16 protein-coding genes are annotated in these 20,929 nt (G+C 55.2%); 7 read left to right on the top strand and 9 right to left on the bottom strand.

All coding sequences use genetic code 11. The features are described from left to right. Positions 1-81 precede the first annotated feature (81 nt). Positions 82-2,469, bottom strand: a complete 2,388-nt coding sequence (locus P2W74_RS15460) for a glycoside hydrolase family 31 protein (RefSeq protein WP_276292306.1) — start codon at positions 2,467-2,469, stop codon at positions 82-84. Positions 2,470-2,486: 17 nt separating this feature from the next. Further along, positions 2,487-3,788, bottom strand: a complete 1,302-nt coding sequence (locus tag P2W74_RS15455; RefSeq protein WP_203358377.1) for an MFS transporter — start codon at positions 3,786-3,788, stop codon at positions 2,487-2,489. A gap of 290 nt (positions 3,789-4,078) precedes the next feature. Here P2W74_RS15455 and P2W74_RS15450 point away from each other — a divergent pair, with 290 nt between their 5' ends. Beyond that, positions 4,079-5,152 (top strand): LacI family DNA-binding transcriptional regulator, encoded by a 1,074-nt coding sequence (locus P2W74_RS15450; RefSeq protein ID WP_276292305.1) that lies wholly within the window; start codon positions 4,079-4,081, stop codon positions 5,150-5,152. Here P2W74_RS15450 and P2W74_RS15445 read toward each other — a convergent pair. The 4 genes from P2W74_RS15445 to P2W74_RS15430 form a co-directional block, all read right to left on the bottom strand. Further along, complete coding sequence (locus P2W74_RS15445; protein WP_276292304.1) at positions 5,149-6,411, bottom strand: DUF1479 domain-containing protein; 1,263 nt, start codon at positions 6,409-6,411, stop codon at positions 5,149-5,151. The two genes, P2W74_RS15450 and P2W74_RS15445, sit on opposite strands and share 4 nt — an antisense overlap. A gap of 269 nt (positions 6,412-6,680) precedes the next feature. Beyond that, positions 6,681-7,496: a Cof-type HAD-IIB family hydrolase gene (locus P2W74_RS15440; protein ID WP_276292303.1), complete on the bottom strand. Its 816-nt coding sequence runs from the start codon at positions 7,494-7,496 to the stop codon at positions 6,681-6,683. 172 nt (positions 7,497-7,668) lie between these two features. Continuing rightward, positions 7,669-10,101: a glycyl radical protein gene (locus P2W74_RS15435; protein WP_276292302.1), complete on the bottom strand. Its 2,433-nt coding sequence runs from the start codon at positions 10,099-10,101 to the stop codon at positions 7,669-7,671. A gap of 5 nt (positions 10,102-10,106) precedes the next feature. Then, positions 10,107-11,006 carry a glycyl-radical enzyme activating protein gene (locus tag P2W74_RS15430; protein WP_276292301.1) on the bottom strand — a complete coding sequence of 300 codons (900 nt, stop codon included), beginning with the start codon at positions 11,004-11,006 and terminating at the stop codon, positions 10,107-10,109. 134 nt (positions 11,007-11,140) lie between these two features. Between P2W74_RS15430 and fsa the strand changes: the two genes are divergently transcribed. Continuing rightward, positions 11,141-11,803 (top strand): fructose-6-phosphate aldolase, encoded by a 663-nt coding sequence (gene fsa, locus P2W74_RS15425; protein ID WP_276292300.1) that lies wholly within the window; start codon positions 11,141-11,143, stop codon positions 11,801-11,803. Between the two features lie 40 nt (positions 11,804-11,843). Here the strand turns inward: fsa and moeB are convergent, their stop codons facing one another. Beyond that, complete coding sequence (gene moeB / locus P2W74_RS15420) at positions 11,844-12,593, bottom strand: molybdopterin-synthase adenylyltransferase MoeB (RefSeq protein WP_276292299.1); 750 nt, start codon at positions 12,591-12,593, stop codon at positions 11,844-11,846. Further along, the gene (gene moeA, locus P2W74_RS15415) at positions 12,593-13,828 is read right to left on the bottom strand and encodes a molybdopterin molybdotransferase MoeA (protein ID WP_276292298.1); all 1,236 of its coding nucleotides are present in this window, start codon (positions 13,826-13,828) and stop codon (positions 12,593-12,595) included. Before moeA ends, moeB begins: the two co-directional genes overlap by 1 nt. Positions 13,829-14,017: 189 nt before the next feature. On the opposite strand from moeA, the gene iaaA reads away from it, so the two are divergent. The 5 genes from iaaA to gsiD are packed head-to-tail and all read left to right on the top strand — an operon-like array spanning position 14,018 to position 20,294. After that, positions 14,018-14,983 (top strand): beta-aspartyl-peptidase, encoded by a 966-nt coding sequence (gene iaaA / locus P2W74_RS15410; protein ID WP_276292297.1) that lies wholly within the window; start codon positions 14,018-14,020, stop codon positions 14,981-14,983. After that, a complete protein-coding gene (gene gsiA, locus P2W74_RS15405; protein ID WP_276292296.1) occupies positions 14,970-16,841 on the top strand; it encodes a glutathione ABC transporter ATP-binding protein GsiA in 1,872 nt (623 codons plus the stop codon). Before iaaA ends, gsiA begins: the two co-directional genes overlap by 14 nt. Positions 16,842-16,873: 32 nt before the next feature. Further along, a complete protein-coding gene (gsiB, locus tag P2W74_RS15400; protein WP_276292295.1) occupies positions 16,874-18,412 on the top strand; it encodes a glutathione ABC transporter substrate-binding protein GsiB in 1,539 nt (512 codons plus the stop codon). A 47-nt stretch (positions 18,413-18,459) separates the two neighbouring features. After that, the gene (gsiC, locus tag P2W74_RS15395; RefSeq protein WP_192611691.1) at positions 18,460-19,380 is read left to right on the top strand and encodes a glutathione ABC transporter permease GsiC; all 921 of its coding nucleotides are present in this window, start codon (positions 18,460-18,462) and stop codon (positions 19,378-19,380) included. Between the two features lie 2 nt (positions 19,381-19,382). After that, positions 19,383-20,294 (top strand): glutathione ABC transporter permease GsiD, encoded by a 912-nt coding sequence (gsiD, locus tag P2W74_RS15390; protein WP_276292294.1) that lies wholly within the window; start codon positions 19,383-19,385, stop codon positions 20,292-20,294. Positions 20,295-20,329: 35 nt separating this feature from the next. Here the strand turns inward: gsiD and P2W74_RS15385 are convergent, their stop codons facing one another. Then, positions 20,330-20,839, bottom strand: a complete 510-nt coding sequence (locus P2W74_RS15385; RefSeq protein ID WP_276292293.1) for a GNAT family N-acetyltransferase — start codon at positions 20,837-20,839, stop codon at positions 20,330-20,332. Positions 20,840-20,929: the final 90 nt, after the last annotated feature.

The raw sequence follows: 20,929 nt of genomic DNA, 5'->3' as shown, positions 1-20,929 counted from the left end.
GTCCGACTCTCCCAAAGACGCCCGTCGTGGGCGTCTCTGTTGACAGGTAAGAACCGTACAAGATGGAACTCACCGTTGATGTCACTGCAATGTGGGGAGGCAAAAATGCGCATCGTCCCGTGAAACTTCTTTGCCATCGATAAACAAGGTGCGTGGGTCGTTGCCCGCCAGCGTAACGGCCAGTTTGTGCCACGCGGGCTGATAGTGGCCTTTACGGGTGAAGTTCACATGAATCGCGCTGGCGCTGCAACGCATCTCCCACGCGAGCCACAGCGCATTGCCTTGCTGATAATTCCAGCTCTCGCCATCATCTTCAAACAACATACCGGTCGTCGTGCCTGTGCCCTTCACGGGGAAGAGTTTCAACTCGCGCGTAGCGTCTTTTTCTGCGCTGACGTGGGTGATGCGTTCGCTCAGCGGTAAACCGGCGCCTGCCCGTACCAGCAGCGGCAGTTTTTCCAGCGGGGCATCGCGGGTAATCCACTGGCCGCCAGAGAACCACTCGTGAGTGTAAAAATCGTACCAGCCTGTTTCGTTATCCGGTAACCAGACGCGGCGCTGGCGTTGGCCTTCTTCAACTACGCTGGCGACTAAAATATCGCGGCCAAGCAGGAAATCGTCGCACTCTTCGAAGGTTTGCTCATCATGCTCATGGTCGAGGAACGTCGGGCGCAGCATCGGCTCATCGTCGGCATGAGCTTGCCAGAGCAGGGTATAAAAATAGGGCAGTAAGCGATAACGCAGCTCAATCGCACCGCGAATGGCGGGCGTCACGCCTGGGTACATCCACGGTTCATTGACCGTATGGTCGTCATTCCACGAGTGAATGGTAAAGCGTGGGTGCATCACGCCGTTCTGTACCCAGCGCACGAACAGTTCTGCATCCGGTTTGTCGCCAGAGAAACCACCTACGTCGTGCCCTACGTTAAACAGGCCGGAAAGGCTCATCCCCAGCCCCATTCTTGTGTTGTAGCGCAGCGTGTCCCAGTTGGTGCGGTTGTCGCCACTCCAGGTCTGGACGTAGCGCTGCATCCCGGCGCAGCCCGAGCGCGAGATTAGATACGGCCGTTTTTCCGGGGCAAAGCGCTGCTGGGCTTCCATAGAGGCGCGCATCATCAGCAGCGGCATCACCGGGCGAATGTGCTTAATGGCGATTTCCTGGCCAAAACCGTGACAGCGGGCTTCGCCGTCCCACACTTCAAACTCGTTGTTGTCGTTCCAGGTCGAGTCGATGCCCATCTCCAGCAACTGGGTCGTCACGCCATCCTGCCACCATTGAATAGTCTGCGGGTTGGTAAAATCGAGATTAGACCCTTCATCGTCCCAGAAGCTGGAGCGTTCCGGCGCATTCGTTTCTGAATCACGAATGAACAGACCTTTTTCAGCGACTTCGCTATAACGCGGATGGTCTTGCAGCAAGCACGGCTTGATGTTGGCCGCCAGTTTCAGTCCTGCGTCATGGAACGCGCGGGACATTACTTTCGGCTGCGGCACTTTGTCGTAGTTCCAGTTAAAGACGTAGCGCTTGCCGTTGATCGAGGTATAGCCGGAAGAGAGCTGGAATGAATCGCACGGAATCGCGTGTTCTTCGCACAGGCGAATAAAGTTCATCAGCTGGTTTTGCGCATCCGGCGCGTCGGTGTAGTGCATGGTCGAGCCGCTGTAGCCCAGACTCCATTTCGGCCCGAACAGCGTTTTTCCTGTCAGACGCACAAACGCTTTGGTCACGTCCAGCACCCGTTTACCGGTAAACATGTAGTAATCAATATCACCGGCTTCCGCCTGCCAGCGGCGATACGCGGTGTGGTAGTTGTCAATTTCATTCCCCAGATCCAGCCAGCAGCTGCTCAGGTTGTCATAAAAAAGACCGTAGCTCACATCATCACGGCGGGTGATGGTGAAGGGAATATGTTTGTACAGCGGGTCGGTGCTGACGGCGTTATAGCCCATCGCATCCAGATTGCGCATCTCATAGCGTTTACCGTTACGCTGCAAGTTACCGGCTTTCTCTCCCAGCCCGTAAAAGCGCTCATCTTTCCGGCGGCTCAGATAGTGCGCCACGCCGTCGCCGTGGGCGTTCAGCAGATAGGCACTGGTGCTGCGATCGCTCGCCAGCGGCTGCCAGTCGCCCGCCTCATCGCGATAATGCCACTCCAGCCACAGCGGCTGGTGGACGGTGACGCGCAGCTGTTCAGTGCTGATCGTCACGGTTTCGTCCTGCTGCTCCAGGCTCCACGCCGGGCAGCTAAAGCCGCTGAGGTCATCGCGATGGCGCCCCTCCCAGGGCACATCTTGCTTAGGTGCGATGCTCCAGGTTCTGTCCAGCGCCAGCGCGCCTTTACGCTTAATCAGTACGCGGAACAGATTCTCTTCCAGTACATACAGGCATACGCGGTGCTGGTTATCCACCAGCAGTTCCAGATGATGCGCTGATTGCTTATCAACGATCCAGTTCTTCAGGGTTTTCATATGCAATACATCCACTATCAAGCGCGCTTGGCGCGACGTTCAGCAATAAATGCCACCAGGAAAATAGCGCCAATCAGGTCGAAGAAACCCATGGCGATGAAGAGTGGGTTAAAGCCAATTTTGTCAGCGGTAACACCAATCAAAAGGGAGAACAGGAAACTGGCGATCCACGCCGCCGAACCGCGCATACCGTTGACGGTTGCCATCTGACCTTTATCAAATGACTCCACGACCAGCGCGCTCAGCATGCAGGAGATGATCTGATGCCCGAAGCCGCCGATGGACATCAGGATCACGGCAACAATGGGATCCCGGGTGATCGCCACTGCAGCGAGCGAAATCATCATAAATGCGCCGGTGACGGAACTGGCGATGGTTGAGTTAACGCGTGAGTAGCCGAACAGGCGGGTATAGAGTTTGGTCAGATAGCCACTTGCCACGCTGCCCAGATCAGCGGCGAGAAACGGCAGCCAGGCAAATAAGGCGATCTGCTTGAGATCCATATTGTATTCTTTGGCGAAGTAGAGCGGCATCCAGAAACTGAACACTGCCCATGCCGGTTCTGCCATAAATGCCGGGATGGCAATACCATAAAAACGTTTGTTTTTAGCGACGCCTTTCAGCGCGGTGAAGAAGGGTTGTTTTACGGGAGCTGGCTCGTTGTCCTGCTTGATCCAGGCCAGCTCGTCCTTGCCAAGATTCGGGTGCTTTTCCGGGTTATGGTAGAACGCCCACCACAGAATCACCCACAGCAGCGCCAGCACGCCGGTGAACATAAATGCACCCTGCCAGCCAAAAGAGGCGTGGGCAAAGTAAATAATCGGCGGCGCTAACATCGCGCCAATTGAGAAACCCACGCCTGCCCAGCCAGCGGCAATCGGGCGTTCGGTTTTCGGAAACCATTCGCCAAGGGTTTTGGCGTTGGCCGGGGTGGCAGCGGCTTCGGCACCGCCCATAAAGAAGCGCAGAATAGCCAGATGCAGCCAGTTCCCGGCGCCAGCGTGAGCGATACAGGCAATGGCCCACAAACAGGCGCAGATCATAAAGCCGAGCTTCAGACCGATCACATCAATCAGCCAGCCGCACAGGGGCTGGAAAAGGGTGTAAGCGAGCTGGAAGGCGCCAACGATCCAGGAGTATTGTTCGGTGGTAATACCCAGACTGTCTTTGAGCTCCGGGGCCAGAATACCTAACGAGTTTCGCGTGATGTAGTTAACTGTGACGCCAAGTAAAAACAGCACCAGCATGTACCAGCGCAAGTTTTTCATGACACGGCGGGTTTTGCTTGCCGTAACTGTGTTGTTAATGTCCTGACTCATTTCTTTCTCCACAAGACGGACGATATAGGGAAAATTCATTCCAGTTGTCATACAGATTTGTATCGATTTGATATGTATCTGTTTTATGGTCTAAAGCTGACATACAACTAGTATGGGAGTGGTGTAACAAATTCACCTTAAGGGAGAAAAGAGGTGGGTAATAGCGGATTTTGTGCAAGCTTTCTCATAACGATTGTCTTTTATTTGTCATGATGCGCCGGACACCCGTTACTGCTTAATCTCAGGGTTATGAAAATTTTTTCATTTGCCTGATGGAGCGAGATCACAAAATGGATAAAAGGCTCAAAATCGCCGAAATTGCCGCCCGTACGCAGCTCTCCATCAGCACCGTTTCCCGGGTGCTCGCCGGGAAGGCCAACACCAGTGAAAAAGCACGCAGTAAGGTGCTGGCCTGTGCGCGGGAACTGGGGGTGATGGACGGTATGGCGGCGGGGCGGCTGCTGCTCAATAACCTGTTGGTTTTTGCGCCACAACGGGCGTTTGATGAGCGGTCCGACATCTTTTACTACCGGGTGCTCCAAAGTTTAAGTAAAGGTCTGGCTTCTCATGAGGTCAGGCTACGGTATTGCGCGCTGGAAGAGCTGGACAGCGATGCCCAGCTTTTTCTGACGCGTATTAACGAGCCGGAAACGCAGGCGGTGATGCTGCTGGGTATCGATGATCCGCATATTCATGATCTGGTGGTGGATGTCGGGAAACCCTGTATGTTGATCAACTGTCGCGACAGAAGACAGCGTTTGCCTGCGGTCGCGCCTGACCATCGCGCGATTGGCGAGCTGGCGGCTGACTATCTGTTTGAGATGGGTCACCGGGAAATCATGAACGTGTTCTGTCTTCGTCGTTACACGATGGAACTTCGGCTGGCGGGCGTTCGCGATGCCTGGCAGTCGCATAATCTGACGTTTAATGATCAACGCGATTTGCTGGTGGTGCCCAGTTTCAGTGCGAAAGAAACGGAGCTACAGGTAAGCGAATGGTTGAAGCACACGTCAGCCAAAGCGCTGCCGACGGCGTTTCTGGTGGGCGGTGATTTTATGGCCGCAGGGACGATCAGCGCGCTGCAAAAGCAGGGGTTGCGTGTGCCGCAGGATATCTCGGTAATGAGTATTGACGGGTTTAATCTGGCGACGATTCAGGATGTTCTCTTAACCGCCGTTCATGTCCCGCGCGATGCGTTGGCAATAGAGGCCGTGCATATGCTCCAGCAACGGCTGATGCGTCCCGATGCGCCTGTCGGTACGCTGTTGCTCAATGGTTCGCTGGCAATACGTGAATCTGTCCGGCGGATACGTCAGGGAAAACGACGCACCGCCGTCGAGAGAGAAGGGCTGTATGACGATTAAGCCATACCCAGCGCGCGCTTACCGTGAATATTCAAATCATCGAGCGTAAAGCGTCCTTCCCAGTTTGTTTCATAATCCTCGCGGGGGAAGTCGCCCGGCGAGGCGCCTTTCTCCAGTGCTGCTTTGACTTTGTGCGCGTAAGCCAGATTTTTTTCGCACAAAGGCGCGGCGGGGATGTACATCACGTTACCCCAGCCTTGCTGATTTTCGACGGGGGCCACCGAGTGAATGACGTCGCAATGCCACCAGACAGAGTCACCGGCTTCCAGCTGTGGAATGCTGGTTAACGCTTCAATCAACAACGGGTGCCATTGTTCAGAAATGGGCAATACTCTGCCTGGCGCGACGCCGCACAGTTCATCTTCCGGGACATCATCCAGCAGAGGGCGTAACAGGACATACGCCATCGCTTCCGGGATCGGCACCACGTGCAGCAATCCCTGACCGGGCAACATATCGGAAAGCGCGGTCCAGCCCTGGAAAGTACGGAACACCGAACATTTGGTGGTGTTCTCCACGGTGTACTCTTCCACGTCGGTACGGTGTGCAGCGTTCCACGGATCGTACCGATCGACATGGCCGCCAAACACCTGCGCGAAGACCTGTTGATACGCAGGGAGCAGCCAGCGTTCCAGAGCGCCAGAGTCGGTATGCGCGCCGAGACCTTTTGAAGTTGTTCCCGGCGGGCGGCGGCGAATGCGATCCGGGTAGATAACGCTCACATCCGGGTTAAACCACTGCTTGCCGTCGCTTTCAAAGGTCCACAAACGGTTGAGGAATGACTGGGCGTTAGCCATCTCCTCGCTTTGACGCGCCTGCATTTGCGCCTGTGACCAGTAGATCGGATAAATTTCCGGTCGGGAGGCGGACAGGGTACCGAAAAAGTTATCGCCAGGGCCTTTATACACCTCGTCAAAACGGTTGCGATCCAGGTAGTCGAGCATCGACTGATCCCAGTCCAGCGCCTGTTCCCGCGGGAAATGCCGCTTAATGACCACGCAGCCGTGTTGTTTAATCTCTTCTCGCTGCGCGGCCGTGATGCGGCCTGCTTTAATGTCAGCGTAAGTGAGTTCTGGCCAGACAGTTTCGCCGCGTGCTTTACGCGCATTAATGTCCGCCACGCGGGTTGCTATCACATCACTGAGTTTGTCAAAAACCTGCTGAACATCACCGATTTGTGCTCGCAGCGCTTTCTTCATCTGCCGGATAGCGGATTTGTGGTCGGCGGGTAACGTATCGCTGGTAAAGGTAAGAGCCATAAACACCTCACTTAAGCTTTCATTCGAAAGAAATATAACTTACAAGTGATACTTTAAGTTAAAAATAAGTTAATGCAAGTTGAAATTTTCGACAGTGTGAAAAGAATGCAGAGAGAGGAAGAAAAATTTGAGCGCAATGCGCTAAGGGGGGCGTTCTGGAATTAGGGAGAACCTTTTACTCCGGTGAGCGTCAACATTCACCAGACTAAAAAGTTCTCCCTAGCTCCTTAACCAACCAGCATTAAATCACAACGCTCCGGATTGATGAGTCATTCATTGAATGGGGCGGTTTTATCCAGTACGGCCTGAATAACATTCAACGCGCCCTGGTGATTATTATCGTCAGTGGCATAGCGAGAGAGGGCTTTGATGTTGTCTGCGGCATTGTCCATGGCGAAGGAGTAGCGTGCCATTTTCAACATTTCCGCATCGTTGCCGCTGTCGCCGATGGCGACCACATTTTGCGGTGACAAATTCCAGCGTTTTAACAGGCGGCTAATGCCGTTGGCTTTATGCAGGCCTGGAATTATCAGGTCAATAAAGCCGAATCCGCTGGTGACCGGTTTCATAATGCCGTCCAGCGCGGTATGCAGCGTGTCTATCATCATGGGGATCTGCTGATCCGGTAAATTCAGTGAGAATTTAAACAGCACGTCGTCGATGTCGTGATAATCCTTCACCGGTTTCAGACGGTGATAGTGTTTTGACATCAGCGCCACAAAGGCGTCGGGGGCGTTTTCGCTGATGTAAGCGCTTTGCAAACCACAGGCGACGAAATTGAGCTGCTTATCTTTTAACAATTCGCCAATCACGATGCGCGACTCGTGGCGGGTCAATTCGCCGTGAAACAGTTGCTCGCCATGCTCAAAAACCAGCGCGCCGTTTTCGGCGACAAAAGAGATTTCATCTTTGAGCTCGGGGAAGAAGGAGATGAGTTGGTAATACTGATTGCCGCTGGCGACGACAAATTCAATATCGCGTTTTTTCAGTTCCTGATACTGCGCCATAAAACGCGCACGATCGTACTGCTTGGCGTCGTCGAGAAAAGTCCCGTCCATATCGGTGACGATAACTTTTACGGTCATACATTGCTCTCCAGAATATTACTGCGACTAGCAACATTCTAATAACAATGTGACCTGAAGCACAAATTTAATTTCGAATGAAAGTAAAAGCGCCGGGTGGCGGCTGCGCCTTACCCGGCCTGGGGGGAGAAACATGTAGGCCCGGTAAGCGTAGCGCCACCGGGCATGAAGGTTACAGCATATGTTCGGTACGGGCGATGATATCGTCCTGAGCGTCCGGGGAGAGCGCGGTGAAGAAGGCGGAATAGCCTGCTACACGCACGACCAGATCACGATACTGGTCCGGGTGCTTTTTCGCTTCCAGCAAAGTTTCACGCGAAACGATGTTGTACTGAATATGCCAGCCTTTGTGCTCTTCAAAGAAGGTGCGCAGCAGGATCATCAGCTTCTGCTTGTCGGACTCGTTTTCCAGGGTGGCTGGATTCAACTTCTGGTTGAGCAGCACACCGCCGAGAATGGAGCCGGTCGGCAGTTTACCTACGGAGCCAATCACCGCCGTGGGTCCGAGGTGGTCAGTACCAGAAGATGGGCTTGCACCTTCCGCCAGCGGCGTGTGGGCTTTGCGGCCATCCGGCGTTGCCATCGTCGCGGCGCCAAAAGGCACGTTGGCAGAAATAGAGGACGTACCGGCGTAGTAGTTGCCACCCGTCGGGCCACGACCGTAACGCGGGTTATGGTACTGTTTCAGTTCGTCGATATAGGTCTGGTAAGCGCGGGCCAGCAGGGTATCGACGCTATCATCATCATTACCGTACTTCGGCGCACCGTTGATCAGACGCTGACGCAGCTGTTCGTGGGTCAGCCCCTCAAAATCGTCAGCCAGTGCTGCCGCCAGCTGTTGCTGACCGATCACACCCTGGTCAAAGACCAGTTTTTTCACTGCGGCCAGGCTGTTGCCAAGGTTGGCGATACCCACCTGCAGACCCGAAACCCAGTCATACTTCGCGCCGCCTTGCTTGATGCTTTTCGCCCGCTCGATGCAGTCATCGACCAGCGCCGAACAGAGAATGTCATGTACGTTCTCTTCCAGCATGGTATCGACCACATACTCAATTTCGATCGATTTACGGGTGTAGTAACGGATCTGGGTGTCCCAGGCCTCCATCACCTCGTCGAAATTATTGAAGTTACCGGCAGAGAGCGCTTTTTCCTGTGGCAGGAAGACTTTCCCGCTGGTGGCGTCACGACCGCCTTCCAGCGCTGCCAGCATCACGCGCGCAAAGTTAATAAAGCTCATCCCGGTGCAGCGGTAACCCCATTTGCCGCCAACGGCGGTTTCGATACAGCCGATAGCCGCGTAGTCGTAGGCGTCCTGCGGGTCGATGCCGAGTTTAATAAATTCCGGAATGACGATTTCGTCGTTGTTAAATGCTGGCATCCCAAAGCCACAGCGAATCACCTGCACGCAGGCGTCGAGGAAGTCATTGCTCATCCCGGCGTGGTAGCGCACGCTGAGGTTTGGCTGCGTAGAGCGCAGACGACCACAGGATTCCAGAATAGCGTAGGACAGCGGGTTAACCGCATCCATCGGCTGGTCGTTGATCAGATTCTGACCGCCAATGGTGACGTTCTGATACAGCGGGCTACCGGCCGACGCTTTGGAGTGGGAGCCGGAGCGGATTTTGTTCACTTCCAGCAGTTTCAGCCAGCAGCTGTGCAGCAGTTCAATGGCGTGCTCGCGATCCAGCGTCTGGTTCAGCTCGACATCGCGACGGTAGTACGGATAGAGGTACTGGTCCATACGACCGAACGAGACGGAGTGACCGTTAGACTCAATTTGCAGAATGAGCTGGATGAAGTAGCACAGTTGCAGCGCCTGCCAGAAGGTTTTTGGCGGTTCGTGAGCGATCACATCGCAGTTTTCCGCCATGGCCAGCAGTTCGTCGCGGCGGCTTTCGCGCGTCTCGGTGGCCGCCATTTCGCGTGCCAGGTCGGCAAAACGCTCGATGTGCAGACTCACCGCGTCGAGGACGATATCAATCGCTTTCAGGAACTGATCGCCGTGCAGGTCTTCCAGGCAAGTGAGATTAATGCGGGAACGACGTTCGTCGACTTTGTGGCGCAGGCCGTCGAGCCCTTTTTCCAGCACCAGCGGGAAGTTGACCGCCAGATGTGCATCGCCGGAGGTCATGTTGCCTTCGGCCTTGATGATCCCCGTTTCCAGCAAACCTTTTTGCTCATCGGTAAACATGCCGTAGCAGCGATCCTGGACGGTCTGTCCGCGCCACCATGGGCAGACTTCATGCAGCACGCGTTTGTTCTCTTCGCTGACCGCAAAACCGGCACCCGGACGATCGGCGAGGTCATCGATCTCTTTTTCAATCCACGAGACGGTGTATTCCGGGAAGATAGGCGCGGCGCGGACTTCACTTGCCTGGTTACCGATAATCAGCTCGTCGTGTTTGATCCAGATGGTACGTTTCGCCAGATGATGCGCCAGCGCCAGAGCACGACGGACCGGAATAGGTTTATTCAAATGCTGCTGGTACATCTCGGTGTAATGCTGGGCGCGTTCGGTACATACCGGCGGCTTCACAATATGAATAAGCGCAGTTTTGTGTGCCTTGATGCGGTCGCTGAGTGTATCCAGTTTCAGTGTGGTCATGGGAATTATCCTCGTAAAGTCGCGGTCAAACCTTTCGTGCAGGCGTACTGTTGCGCAAAGTCGAGCAGCGCAGGCGCGTCAAGCGGTTTGTCTGGGGCGTTGTAGGGTTGACTGAGTAAGTGGTATTTGTTGATGCCCAGCGTGTGATAGGGCAGAAAATGGATTTCACCGACGTGCAGTTCGTCGGCGGCAAAATCGGTAATGGCCTTTATCGCCTCTTCATCGGCATTAAAACCCTGAATCAGCGGCACGCGAATAATGATGTTTTTCCCTGCGGCGGCCACTTTTTTCAGATTTTCCAGCACCCGGGCGGCGTTGCCATCGGTCCATTGTTTGAATGGGGCGTCGGCAACATGCTTCAGGTCTGCCAGAAACAGATCGATATTCGGTAACGAGGGCGCAATGTATTTCCAGGGCACATGCAGGCAGGTTTCAACGGCAGTATGAATGCCTGCATCATGGCTGGCTTTGAAAAGCGCGGCCGCCAGTTCCGGCTGCATAAACGGTTCGCCGCCGGAGAGGGTAATTCCACCGCCGCTGCGATCGTAAAAGGCTTTATCGCGCAACACGGTGGCCATGATCTCTTCCACGCTTTTCATCTCGCCGCACACGGTTAACGCCTGCGTTGGGCAGCAGTCGGTGAGCGCATTGATATGGTCGTCGTTCAGTTTCTCACGGTGGATCAGCAGGCCATTCAGCGTTCTCTCGCACACACCAGGTGCTGCCTGAGCGCAAAGGTTGCACCCTTCCAGGCACAAACGCGCATCGTATAAAAGATCCTGTGTACGCGCGCGGCTCTCCGGGTTCTGGCACCAGCGGCAGCTCAGGGAGCAGCCTTTGAGGAACACCACGGTTCGTATACCTGGGCCATCGTGAGTGGAATAGCGCTGAATGTTGAAAATCATAAAACGGCCCTCTTGTTTCGTATAAAGATTAAATTACTTTCGAATGAAAGTTATATTGACGCAAGTCAACTAACCGAGCAGTTTTGCCGTGGTATCGTGAATCCATGCTAAATCTCACAGTTTGAGGAATGATTATGGAACTCTATCTGGACACTTCTGATGTCGCTGCCGTGAAAGCCCTGGCGCGTGTTTTTCCGCTGGCGGGTGTCACCACCAACCCCAGCATTGTGGCCGCAGGTAAAACGTCGCTGGACGTGTTATTGCCTGAGTTATATGAAGCGATGGGCGGTAAAGGACGTTTGTTTGCCCAGGTGATGGCAACCACCGCAGAAGGAATGGTCAGCGATGCGTGCCTGCTGCGGGCGATTATCCCTGATATTGTGGTGAAGATCCCTGTCACCTCAGAAGGTCTGGCCGCCATTAAATTGCTGAAATCTGAAGGTATCCCTACGCTGGGTACGGCGGTTTACAGTGCTGCGCAAGGGCTGCTGGCGGCGCTGGCTGGAGCGGATTACGTTGCGCCGTACGTGAACCGTCTCGATGCGCAGGGCGGTGATGGTATTCAGACGGTCAATGAACTTCAGCAACTGCTGCAGATGCATGCGCCGCACGCTAAAGTCCTGGCGGCCAGCTTCAAAACGCCGCGTCAGGCGCTGGATTGCCTGTTGGTAGGGTGTGAGTCTATTACTCTTCCACTGGATGTCGCCCAGCAGCTGATCAGCTCTCCGGCGGTGGATGCTGCGGTGAAGAAATTTGAGCACGACTGGCAGGGAGCCTTTGGGCGGACGTCTCTGTAAGTTCTGATACCGGGTGGGCGTCATGCTCACCCGGTCTTGTTTACTTCCCGCACACCTCACAGCCTGGATTGCGCATCAACTTCATTTCGCGGAACTGGCAGGTCATGGCGTCATACATAACGATTTTGCCAGAGGCGGGCTTTCCGTACTGCGCCAGTAATTTAATCGCCTCCATGGCCTGCAACGAGCCAATCACCCCAATCAGCGGCGCCATGACGCCCGCCTCCACGCAGGTCAGCGCATTCTCGCCGAACAAACGACTCAGACAGCGATAACAAGGCTCACCGTCTTGCCAGGTGAAGACGGTAATTTGGCCTTCCATGCGGATAGCCGCGCCGGAAACCAGCGGCACTTTTGCGGCGAAGCAACCCGCGTTGAGCTGGTTACGCACCGTGACGTTATCGGTACAGTCCAGCACCAGGTCATGCTCAGCGATCAGCGCATAGAGGGCTTCATCCTCCAGCAGGGCATTAATCGGGGAGATAATGATATGCGGATTAATACGCATCAGCGCGTCACGGGCGGATTCGACTTTGGGTTGCCCGACCGTCGCGTCACTGTGCAGCGTCTGACGCTGCAAATTGGAGACCGACACCGTATCAAAATCGAGCAGCGTCAGATTACCGATCCCAGCGCTTGCCAGATATTGCGAGGCCGCGCATCCCAGTCCCCCCAGCCCGACTACCAGCACGCGCGCCGCTTTTAAGGCTTCTTGCCCGTCAAAATCGAAGCCACGCAGAATGATTTGCCGGTTGTAGCGCATCATCTCCTGGTCGCTGAGCTCAGCCATTACAGACCTCCAAACAGCGCGTTAAACGGCTCGACTTCCACCCATTCGCCCGCTTCAACATTGCCGCGATCGCGCTCCAGCACAATAAAGCAGTTCCCCATGCTAAAGGAGCTGAAAATATGCGAACCCTGATGTCCGGTGGTGGTGACCTCCAGTTCGCCGTCGGCGGTGCGCTGCAGTACGCCACGCTGAAAATCGAGACGCCCCGGGGTTTTCTTCAGCCGAGAGGCCGTGCGCACCCGCTGGCGCGCAGGCAGTCCGCATGCGGTATTGCCGCTGAGTTTGGCCAGCAGTGGCTGTACGAGCTGATAAAACGTCAGCGCGGCGGAGACCGGGTTGCCCGGCAGACCGCAGAACCAGCTGTTGTTGAGTTTGCCAAAGGCGAAAGGTTTACCGGGCTTAATGGCCAGTTTCCAGAACGTAATTTCGCCCAGCTCTTCCAGAATCGTTTTGGTATAGTCCGCTTCGCCGACGGAGACGCCGCCGGAGCTTATCACCACATCCGCCTGGCTGTCCGCTTCCACAAATGCGGCGCGTAAAGCGTGCGGGTCGTCGCGGATAATGCCTAAGTTGATAACGTCGCAACCGAGCTGTTCCAGCATCAGATGCACCGTTAAGCGGTTGGTGTCATAAATTTGCCCGTCGCCCAGCGGCTGACCCGGCAGTTGCAGTTCATCACCTGTCGAGAACAGCGCCACGCGCACTTTACGTACCACCGGAACGTCGGCGATACCCAGCGAGGCCAGTACCGGCAGTTCTGCGGTGGTCAGGCGCGTTCCCGCCGCAAATACAGTGGCATCAGCGGTAATATCTTCTCCGCGATGGCGAATGTTTTGCCCGCCGCGGACTTCCGCCATAAAGCGTACGCCTTCGTCCGTTTGTTCCGTCTGTTCCTGCATCACCACCGCTTCGCAGCCTGCGGGGACGGGAGCACCGGTCATAATACGGATACAGGTATGTGCAGGCCATTCACCCTGAAAAGGCTGCCCGGCAAAGGCTTTACCGGCCACAGGAAGCGGCTTACCGGAGGCCAGATCGCCTAAACGAACCGCGTAGCCGTCCATCGCAGCGTTATCAAATCCCGGCACATCGAGGGGAGAGACAACGTCGTTTGCCAAAATGCGACCAAAACACTGAACCAGCGGCAGCGTTTCGACAGCGGTGAGGGGGGTAATGCGCGATAACATTTGCGTGAGTGCCGTTTCAAGCGGCATTAATCCGGCGGTAAATTCCATGGAAATACTCCTGCGGGGCAAATTCGAATCCGGCTATTATGTCAGAAAATACCAGCAGACTGTATGCCACCTCGGGCTTAACCTTTACATGCTGCTTGCATCTTTCTATATTCAAAAATCGAATGAAGAATTCACAATAATTCTGATATTTATAGCAAAAGTGTGTGCCACCGTTAATGGACGACAAAAATGGGCAAAGCAGTCATTGCGATTCACGGCGGCGCAGGCGCCATTTCCCGCGCGCAATTGAGCCAGGAGCAAGAGCAGCGCTACATTCGGGCGCTGTCCGATATTGTTGAAGCAGGGCAAAGGATGCTCGAAGCGGGGGAAAGCGCGCTTGATGTGGTGACGGAAGCGGTGCGTTTGCTCGAAGAGTGCCCTTTATTTAATGCCGGTATTGGCGCGGTGTTTACCCGGGATGAAACCCATGAGCTGGATGCCTGCGTAATGGATGGCAACACGCTAAAAGCCGGTGCCGTCGCCGGGGTGAGCCAGTTGCGTAATCCGGTGCTCGCCGCCAGGTTGGTGATGGAGCATAGCCCGCATGTCATGATGGTCGGTGAAGGGGCGGAAAATTTTGCGTTTTCGCAGGGAATGGCACGCGTTTCACCCGATATTTTTTCGACTCCCCAGCGTTACGAACAGTTGCTGGCGGCACGTGCCGCAGACGAAACGGCGCTCGACCACAGCGGCGCGCCGCTGGATGAAATGAAAAAAATGGGCACTGTCGGTGCAGTTGCACTGGACCAATACGGCAATCTGGCGGCGGCGACCTCAACAGGCGGCATGACCAATAAACTGCCCGGACGCGTCGGTGACAGCCCCCTGGTAGGCGCGGGGTGCTATGCCAACAATGCCAACGTCGCGGTGTCCTGTACGGGAACCGGTGAAGTGTTTATCCGCACGCTGGCGGCTTACGATATTGCGGCGCTGATGGATTACGGCGGACTCAGCCTTGCCGACGCCTGCGAGCGGGTGGTGATGGAAAAATTACCGGCGTTGGGCGGCAGTGGCGGATTAATCGCCATCGATCATGAAGGGAACGTTGCCCTGCCGTTTAATTGCGAAGGCATGTACCGTGCCTGGGGATATGCCGGGGATACGCCAACCACGGGGATCTACCGGGAAAAAGGGGACACCGTTGCCACACAGTGACGAACTTGACGCCAGCGATGTACTGGCCGTCAGCAATCTGAATATTGCGTTTTCACAAGAGCAGCAACGCGTTAGCGCGGTGCGCAATCTTTCGTTTCGCCTCAAGCGTGGAGAGACGCTGGCGATTGTCGGCGAGTCGGGGTCGGGAAAATCGGTCACCGCGCTGTCGTTGATGCGTCTGATTGAGCAGGCCGGGGGCGAGATTCAGTGTGATGAAATGCTCCTGCGCTGGCGTAATCGTCAGGTGATTGAGCTGGGCGAGCAAAATGCGTCTCAGATGCAGAGCGTGCGCGGTGCGGATATCGCCATGATCTTTCAGGAGCCGATGACCTCGCTCAACCCGGTGTTTACGGTGGGAGAACAAATCGCCGAGTCGATCCGCTTGCATCAGGGCGCCAGTCGCGAAGAGGCGATGGCGGAGGCCAAACGGATGCTCGACCAGGTGCGTATCCCCGAGGCAAACGCCATTTTATCCCGTTATCCGCACCAGCTTTCCGGGGGGATGCGCCAGCGTGTGATGATCGCGATGGCGCTGTCGTGTCGCCCGGCCGTGTTGATTGCGGATGAGCCGACGACGGCCCTGGATGTCACTATTCAGGCGCAGATCCTGCAATTGATCAAAGTGCTACAGCAGGATATGTCGATGGGGGTGATTTTTATCACCCATGATATGGGCGTGGTGGCTGACGTCGCCGATCGCGTCCTGGTGATGTATCAGGGCGAGGCCGTGGAAACCGGCAGCGTTGAGCAGATTTTTCATGCGCCGCAGCACCCGTATACCCAGGCGTTGCTGGCGGCAGTACCGCAACTGGGGGCGATGAACGGGCAGGCATTTCCGCGTCGTTTCCCGCTTATTTCACCAGGCGATCCACTCCAGCGCGAACCGCAGACAGAGCAGGATACGGTCGTCGCAGGCGAACCTATCTTGCAGGTGCGTAATCTGGTGACGCGTTTTCCGTTACGAAGCGGCATCTTTAATCAGGTGACCCGGGAAGTCCATGCCGTAGAAAACGTCAGTTTTGATCTCTGGCCGGGGGAGACGCTTTCGTTGGTGGGGGAGTCCGGCTGCGGCAAGTCCACGACCGGACGCGCGCTGTTGCGGCTGGTGGAATCACAACGCGGAGAGATAACCTTCAACGGTCAGCGTATTGACACCCTTCCGACGGGCAAATTGCAGTCGCTCCGTCGGGATATCCAGTTCATCTTTCAGGACCCTTACGCCTCGCTGGATCCTCGCCAGACGGTGGGATATTCCATTATGGAGCCGCTGCGTGTTCATGGCGTGCTGCAGGGCGATGCGGCAGCGTCGCGGGTGGCCTGGCTGCTTGAGCGTGTCGGCCTGCGCCCGGAACATGCCTGGCGTTATCCGCACGAGTTTTCCGGTGGTCAGCGTCAGCGTATCTGTATTGCCCGCGCGCTGGCGCTCAATCCAAAGGTGATCATTGCCGATGAGGCCGTCTCCGCGCTGGATGTCTCTATTCGTGGGCAGATCATCAATCTGTTGCTCGATCTTCAGCGGGAGATGGGGATCGCTTATCTGTTTATCTCCCACGATATGGCGGTGGTTGAGAGAATCAGCCATCGCGTAGCGGTGATGTACATGGGGCAAATCGTGGAAATTGGCCCTCGCCGCGCCCTGTTTGAGAATCCGCAACATCCGTATACCCGGAAGTTGATGGCGGCCGTCCCGGTGGCCGATCCTTCCCGACATCGGCCACAGCGTGTGCTGCTGTCCGATGATATCCCCAGCAATATTCGTAAGCGTGGGGAACAGATTACGCCCGTGTCATTGCAATTGGTTGGGCCGGGTCATTATGTTGCGCGTGTGCAGCCGGAAAATGCGCTTTCGCGTTTATAACATTCAGACACTCAGGGTTTCAGGAGAATAATATGACAAAATTTGTTGCCCGTAATTGGCTGGTTGCAGTGGGTGTTGCTTCGGCGTTGACGGCATCGCCTGCGTTTGCGGCGAAAGATATTGTGGTGGCGGTAGGCTCCAATTTCACGACGCTCGACCCGTATGACGCGAATGACACCTTATCGCAGGCGGTGGCGAAGTCGTTTTACCAGGGACTGTTTGGCCTTGATAAGGATATGAAACTTAAAAACGTGCTGGCAGAAAGCTACACTGTGTCCGACGACGGTTTGAACTACACCGTGAAGCTGCGTCAGGGGGTAAAGTTTCAGGACGGCACCGACTTTAATGCGGCGGCGGTAAAGGCCAACCTGGACCGGGCAAGCAATCCGGAAAGCCATCTCAAACGCTATAACCTGTACAAGAACATCGCGAAAACAGACGTGGTCGATCCAACAACGGTGAACATCACGCTGAAACAACCGTTTTCTGCGTTCATCAATATTCTGGCGCATCCGGCGACGGTCATGATCTCACCGAAGGCGCTGGAAAAATACGGTGATGAGATTGGATTTCATCCGGTCGGTACTGGCCCGTATGAACTGGATACCTGGAACCAGACTGATTTCGTCAAAGTGAAGAAATTCACCGGTTACTGGCAGCAAGGGTTACCGAAGTTAGACAGCATCACCTGGCGGCCAGTGGCGGACAACAACACGCGCTCGGCCATGCTGCAAACGGGCGAGGCGCAATTCGCCTTCCCAATCCCTTACGAGCAAGCGGCGCTGCTGGAAAAAAACAAAAACCTGGAGTTGGTCGCCAGTCCCTCTATTATGCAGCGTTACATCAGCATGAATGTTACGCAGAAACCGTTTGATAATGCCAAAGTGCGCGAAGCGCTCAACTACGCCATTAATCGTCAGGCGCTGGTGAAAGTGGCGTTTGCCGGTTATGCGACGCCTGCCACTGGCGTGCTGCCTCCGGCGATAGCGTTTGCGCAAAGCTACACGCCGTGGCCGTACGACCCGGCAAAAGCGCGCGAACTGTTAAAAGAAGCGGGTTATCCGAATGGTTTTAGCACCACGCTGTGGTCATCGCATAACCACAGTACCGCGCAAAAAGTGCTGCAGTTTACCCAGCAACAACTGGCGCAGGTCGGTATTAAAGCGCAGGTGACGGCGATGGATGCCGGGCAGCGTGCGGCGGAAGTGGAAGGTAAAGGGCAGAAAGATAGTGGGGTGAGACTGTTCTACACCGGCTGGACCGCCTCCACGGGTGAAGCCGATTGGGCGCTGTCGCCGCTGTTCGCGTCGCAAAACTGGCCGCCAACGTTGTTTAATACCGCGTTCTACAGCAACAAGCAGGTCGACAGCGATCTGGCGGACGCGCTGAAAACCAATGACCCGACGGAGAAAGCGCGTCTGTACAAAGAGGCGCAGGACATCATCTGGAAAGAGTCTCCGTGGGTGCCGTTGGTCGTCGAAAAACTGGTTTCGGCACACAGTAAAAATTTGACCGGTTTCTGGATTATGCCGGACACGGGTTTCAGTTTTGAAGATGCGGATTTGAAGTAAGCCATATATTCTGCCCCTGAAGTTCAGGGGCAGACCCAGGGAGTCTGATGTTTAGTTATGTTCTCAAGCGTCTGCTGGGGTTAATTCCAACCCTGTTGATTGTCGCGGTGCTGGTGTTTTTATTCGTCCATCTGTTACCCGGCGATCCGGCGCGGCTGATTGCCGGACCGGAGGCCGATGCGCAGGTGATTGAACTGGTGCGCCAGCAGCTTGGCCTTGATCAACCGCTGCATGTTCAGTTCTGGCATTACATCACCCACGTTCTTCAGGGCGACTTTGGGACGTCGATGGTTTCCCGCCGCCCGGTATCGGAAGAGATCGCCAGCCGCTTTATGCCGACGTTTTGGCTGACCATCACCAGTATGGTTTGGGCTGTCATGTTTGGGATGACGGCCGGGATTATTGCCGCTGTCTGGCGTAACCGTTGGCCAGACCGGGTGAGCATGACGCTGGCGGTCACCGGGATCTCTTTCCCGGCGTTTGCCCTCGGCATGCTGTTAATGCAGGTCTTTTCCGTCGAATTGGGCTGGTTGCCAACGGTCGGCGCAGACACCTGGCTGCACTACATTTTGCCGTCTGTCACGCTGGGCGCGGCGGTCGCCTCGGTGATGGCGCGCTTCACTCGCGCGTCGTTTGTCGATGTGCTCAGTGAAGATTACATGCGTACCGCCCGCGCGAAGGGGGTGAGTGAAACCTGGGTTGTGCTAAAACACGGTCTGCGTAACGCGATGATCCCGGTCGTTACCATGATGGGGCTACAGTTTGGTTTTTTGCTTGGCGGCTCTATTGTCGTCGAAAAAGTGTTTAACTGGCCGGGGCTTGGCCGCCTGCTGGTAGACTCGGTGGAAATGCGCGACTATCCGGTGATTCAGGCTGAGATCCTGCTGTTTTCTCTGGAATTTATTCTTATCAATTTAGTGGTGGATGTTCTCTACGCCGCCATTAATCCGGCTATCAGGTACAAGTAAGGATGCGATTGTTCAACTGGCGCCGTCAGGCGATTTTAAATGCCATGCCTCTGGTAAAACCGGATCGGGTACGCACGCCGTGGTATGAGTTCTGGCGGCGTTTTCGTCGTCAGCATGTGGCCATGATCGCCGGTGTTTTTGTGCTGCTGCTGATCCTGGTGGCGATCTTTGCCCGTGGGTTAACACCGTTTGATGCGGAAAATTACTTCGATTACGACCGTCTCAATGACGGTCCTTCCATGCTGCACTGGTTTGGCGTCGATTCGCTGGGCAGGGATATTTTCAGCCGCGTGCTGGTTGGGGCGCAAATCTCCCTGGCGGCTGGGGTATTTGCGGTATTTATTGGCGCGGCGATAGGTACGGTCTTCGGTTTACTGGCGGGCTACTATGAGGGCTGGTGGGACAGAATGATCATGCGTATCTGCGATGTGCTGTTTGCTTTTCCGGGCATCCTGCTGGCGATTGCGGTGGTGGCGGTGCTGGGCAGCGGCATTGCTAATGTGATTATCGCCGTGGCGATCTTCTCCATTCCTGCGTTCGCCCGCCTGGTGCGGGGGAATACTCTGGTGTTAAAACAGCAAACGTTTATCGAGTCGGCGCGCAGTATTGGCGCCAGTGATGCCACCATTCTTTTCAACCATATTCTGCCGGGGACCGTCTCTTCGATAGTGGTCTTTTTTACCATGCGTATCGGCACCTCGATTATCTCGGCGGCCAGTTTGTCTTTTCTCGGATTAGGCGCACAGCCGCCGACGCCGGAATGGGGGGCAATGCTCAATGAAGCGCGGGCGGATATGGTGATTGCGCCGCATGTGGCGATTTTTCCTGCCGTGGCGATTTTTCTGACGGTGCTGGCGTTTAATCTGCTGGGCGATGGCTTGCGCGACGCGCTGGACCCGAAGATTAAGGGGTAGGGGCGTCGGGCCAAATTTAACGGTAAGGAGGTCCCTCAGATACGTTTACCCAGGATATGCAATGTGCTTTGCTGGGTCGGGGTGCTGAACGTTGTATCTTTGATATGTGTTAACCCCTGGCGGGTGTAAAAGCGGTACGCCCGCGGGTTAGCATCTAAAACTTCCAGCCAGAAAAAGGTTTCACCACGGCGTTGCGCCATACGCACTATTTCTGCAAGCAGAGCCTCACCGTAGCCTTTGCCGGTTTCACCAGGTAACAGATAGAGTTTATTCAGCAGTGTACCTGTCGGGCCGTCTTCATCTACGGCGCTGCGCCAGGATACTTTGGCGAATCCAACCGGATCAGTATCTGTTGCGATAAACCAGCAACTGGTTTTGCTTTGCAGTTCCTTCTGCAATGCTGGCAATGAGTACTCCTGAAAGAGAAAAGCCTGCAATTCTTTGTGCTCGTGCCACAGGTGGGCAAAGTGGTGAGTGTAGCTGGAATAACCCATCTGACTTAATAATGTTGCATCATCCAGATGCGCCTTCCGTAGTGTCACCATGTTCTGGTCTACTCCCCATTGTGAAATAAATTCTAATATAGTCGAATGCGGTATTATTTGTGGCACATCAGTTGATTCTTTAAAGAACCC

This window comes from Citrobacter enshiensis (assembly GCF_029338175.1).
Lineage (GTDB): Bacteria > Pseudomonadota > Gammaproteobacteria > Enterobacterales > Enterobacteriaceae > Citrobacter_D > Citrobacter_D enshiensis.
This window is presented reverse-complemented; position numbering and strand designations above follow the sequence as displayed.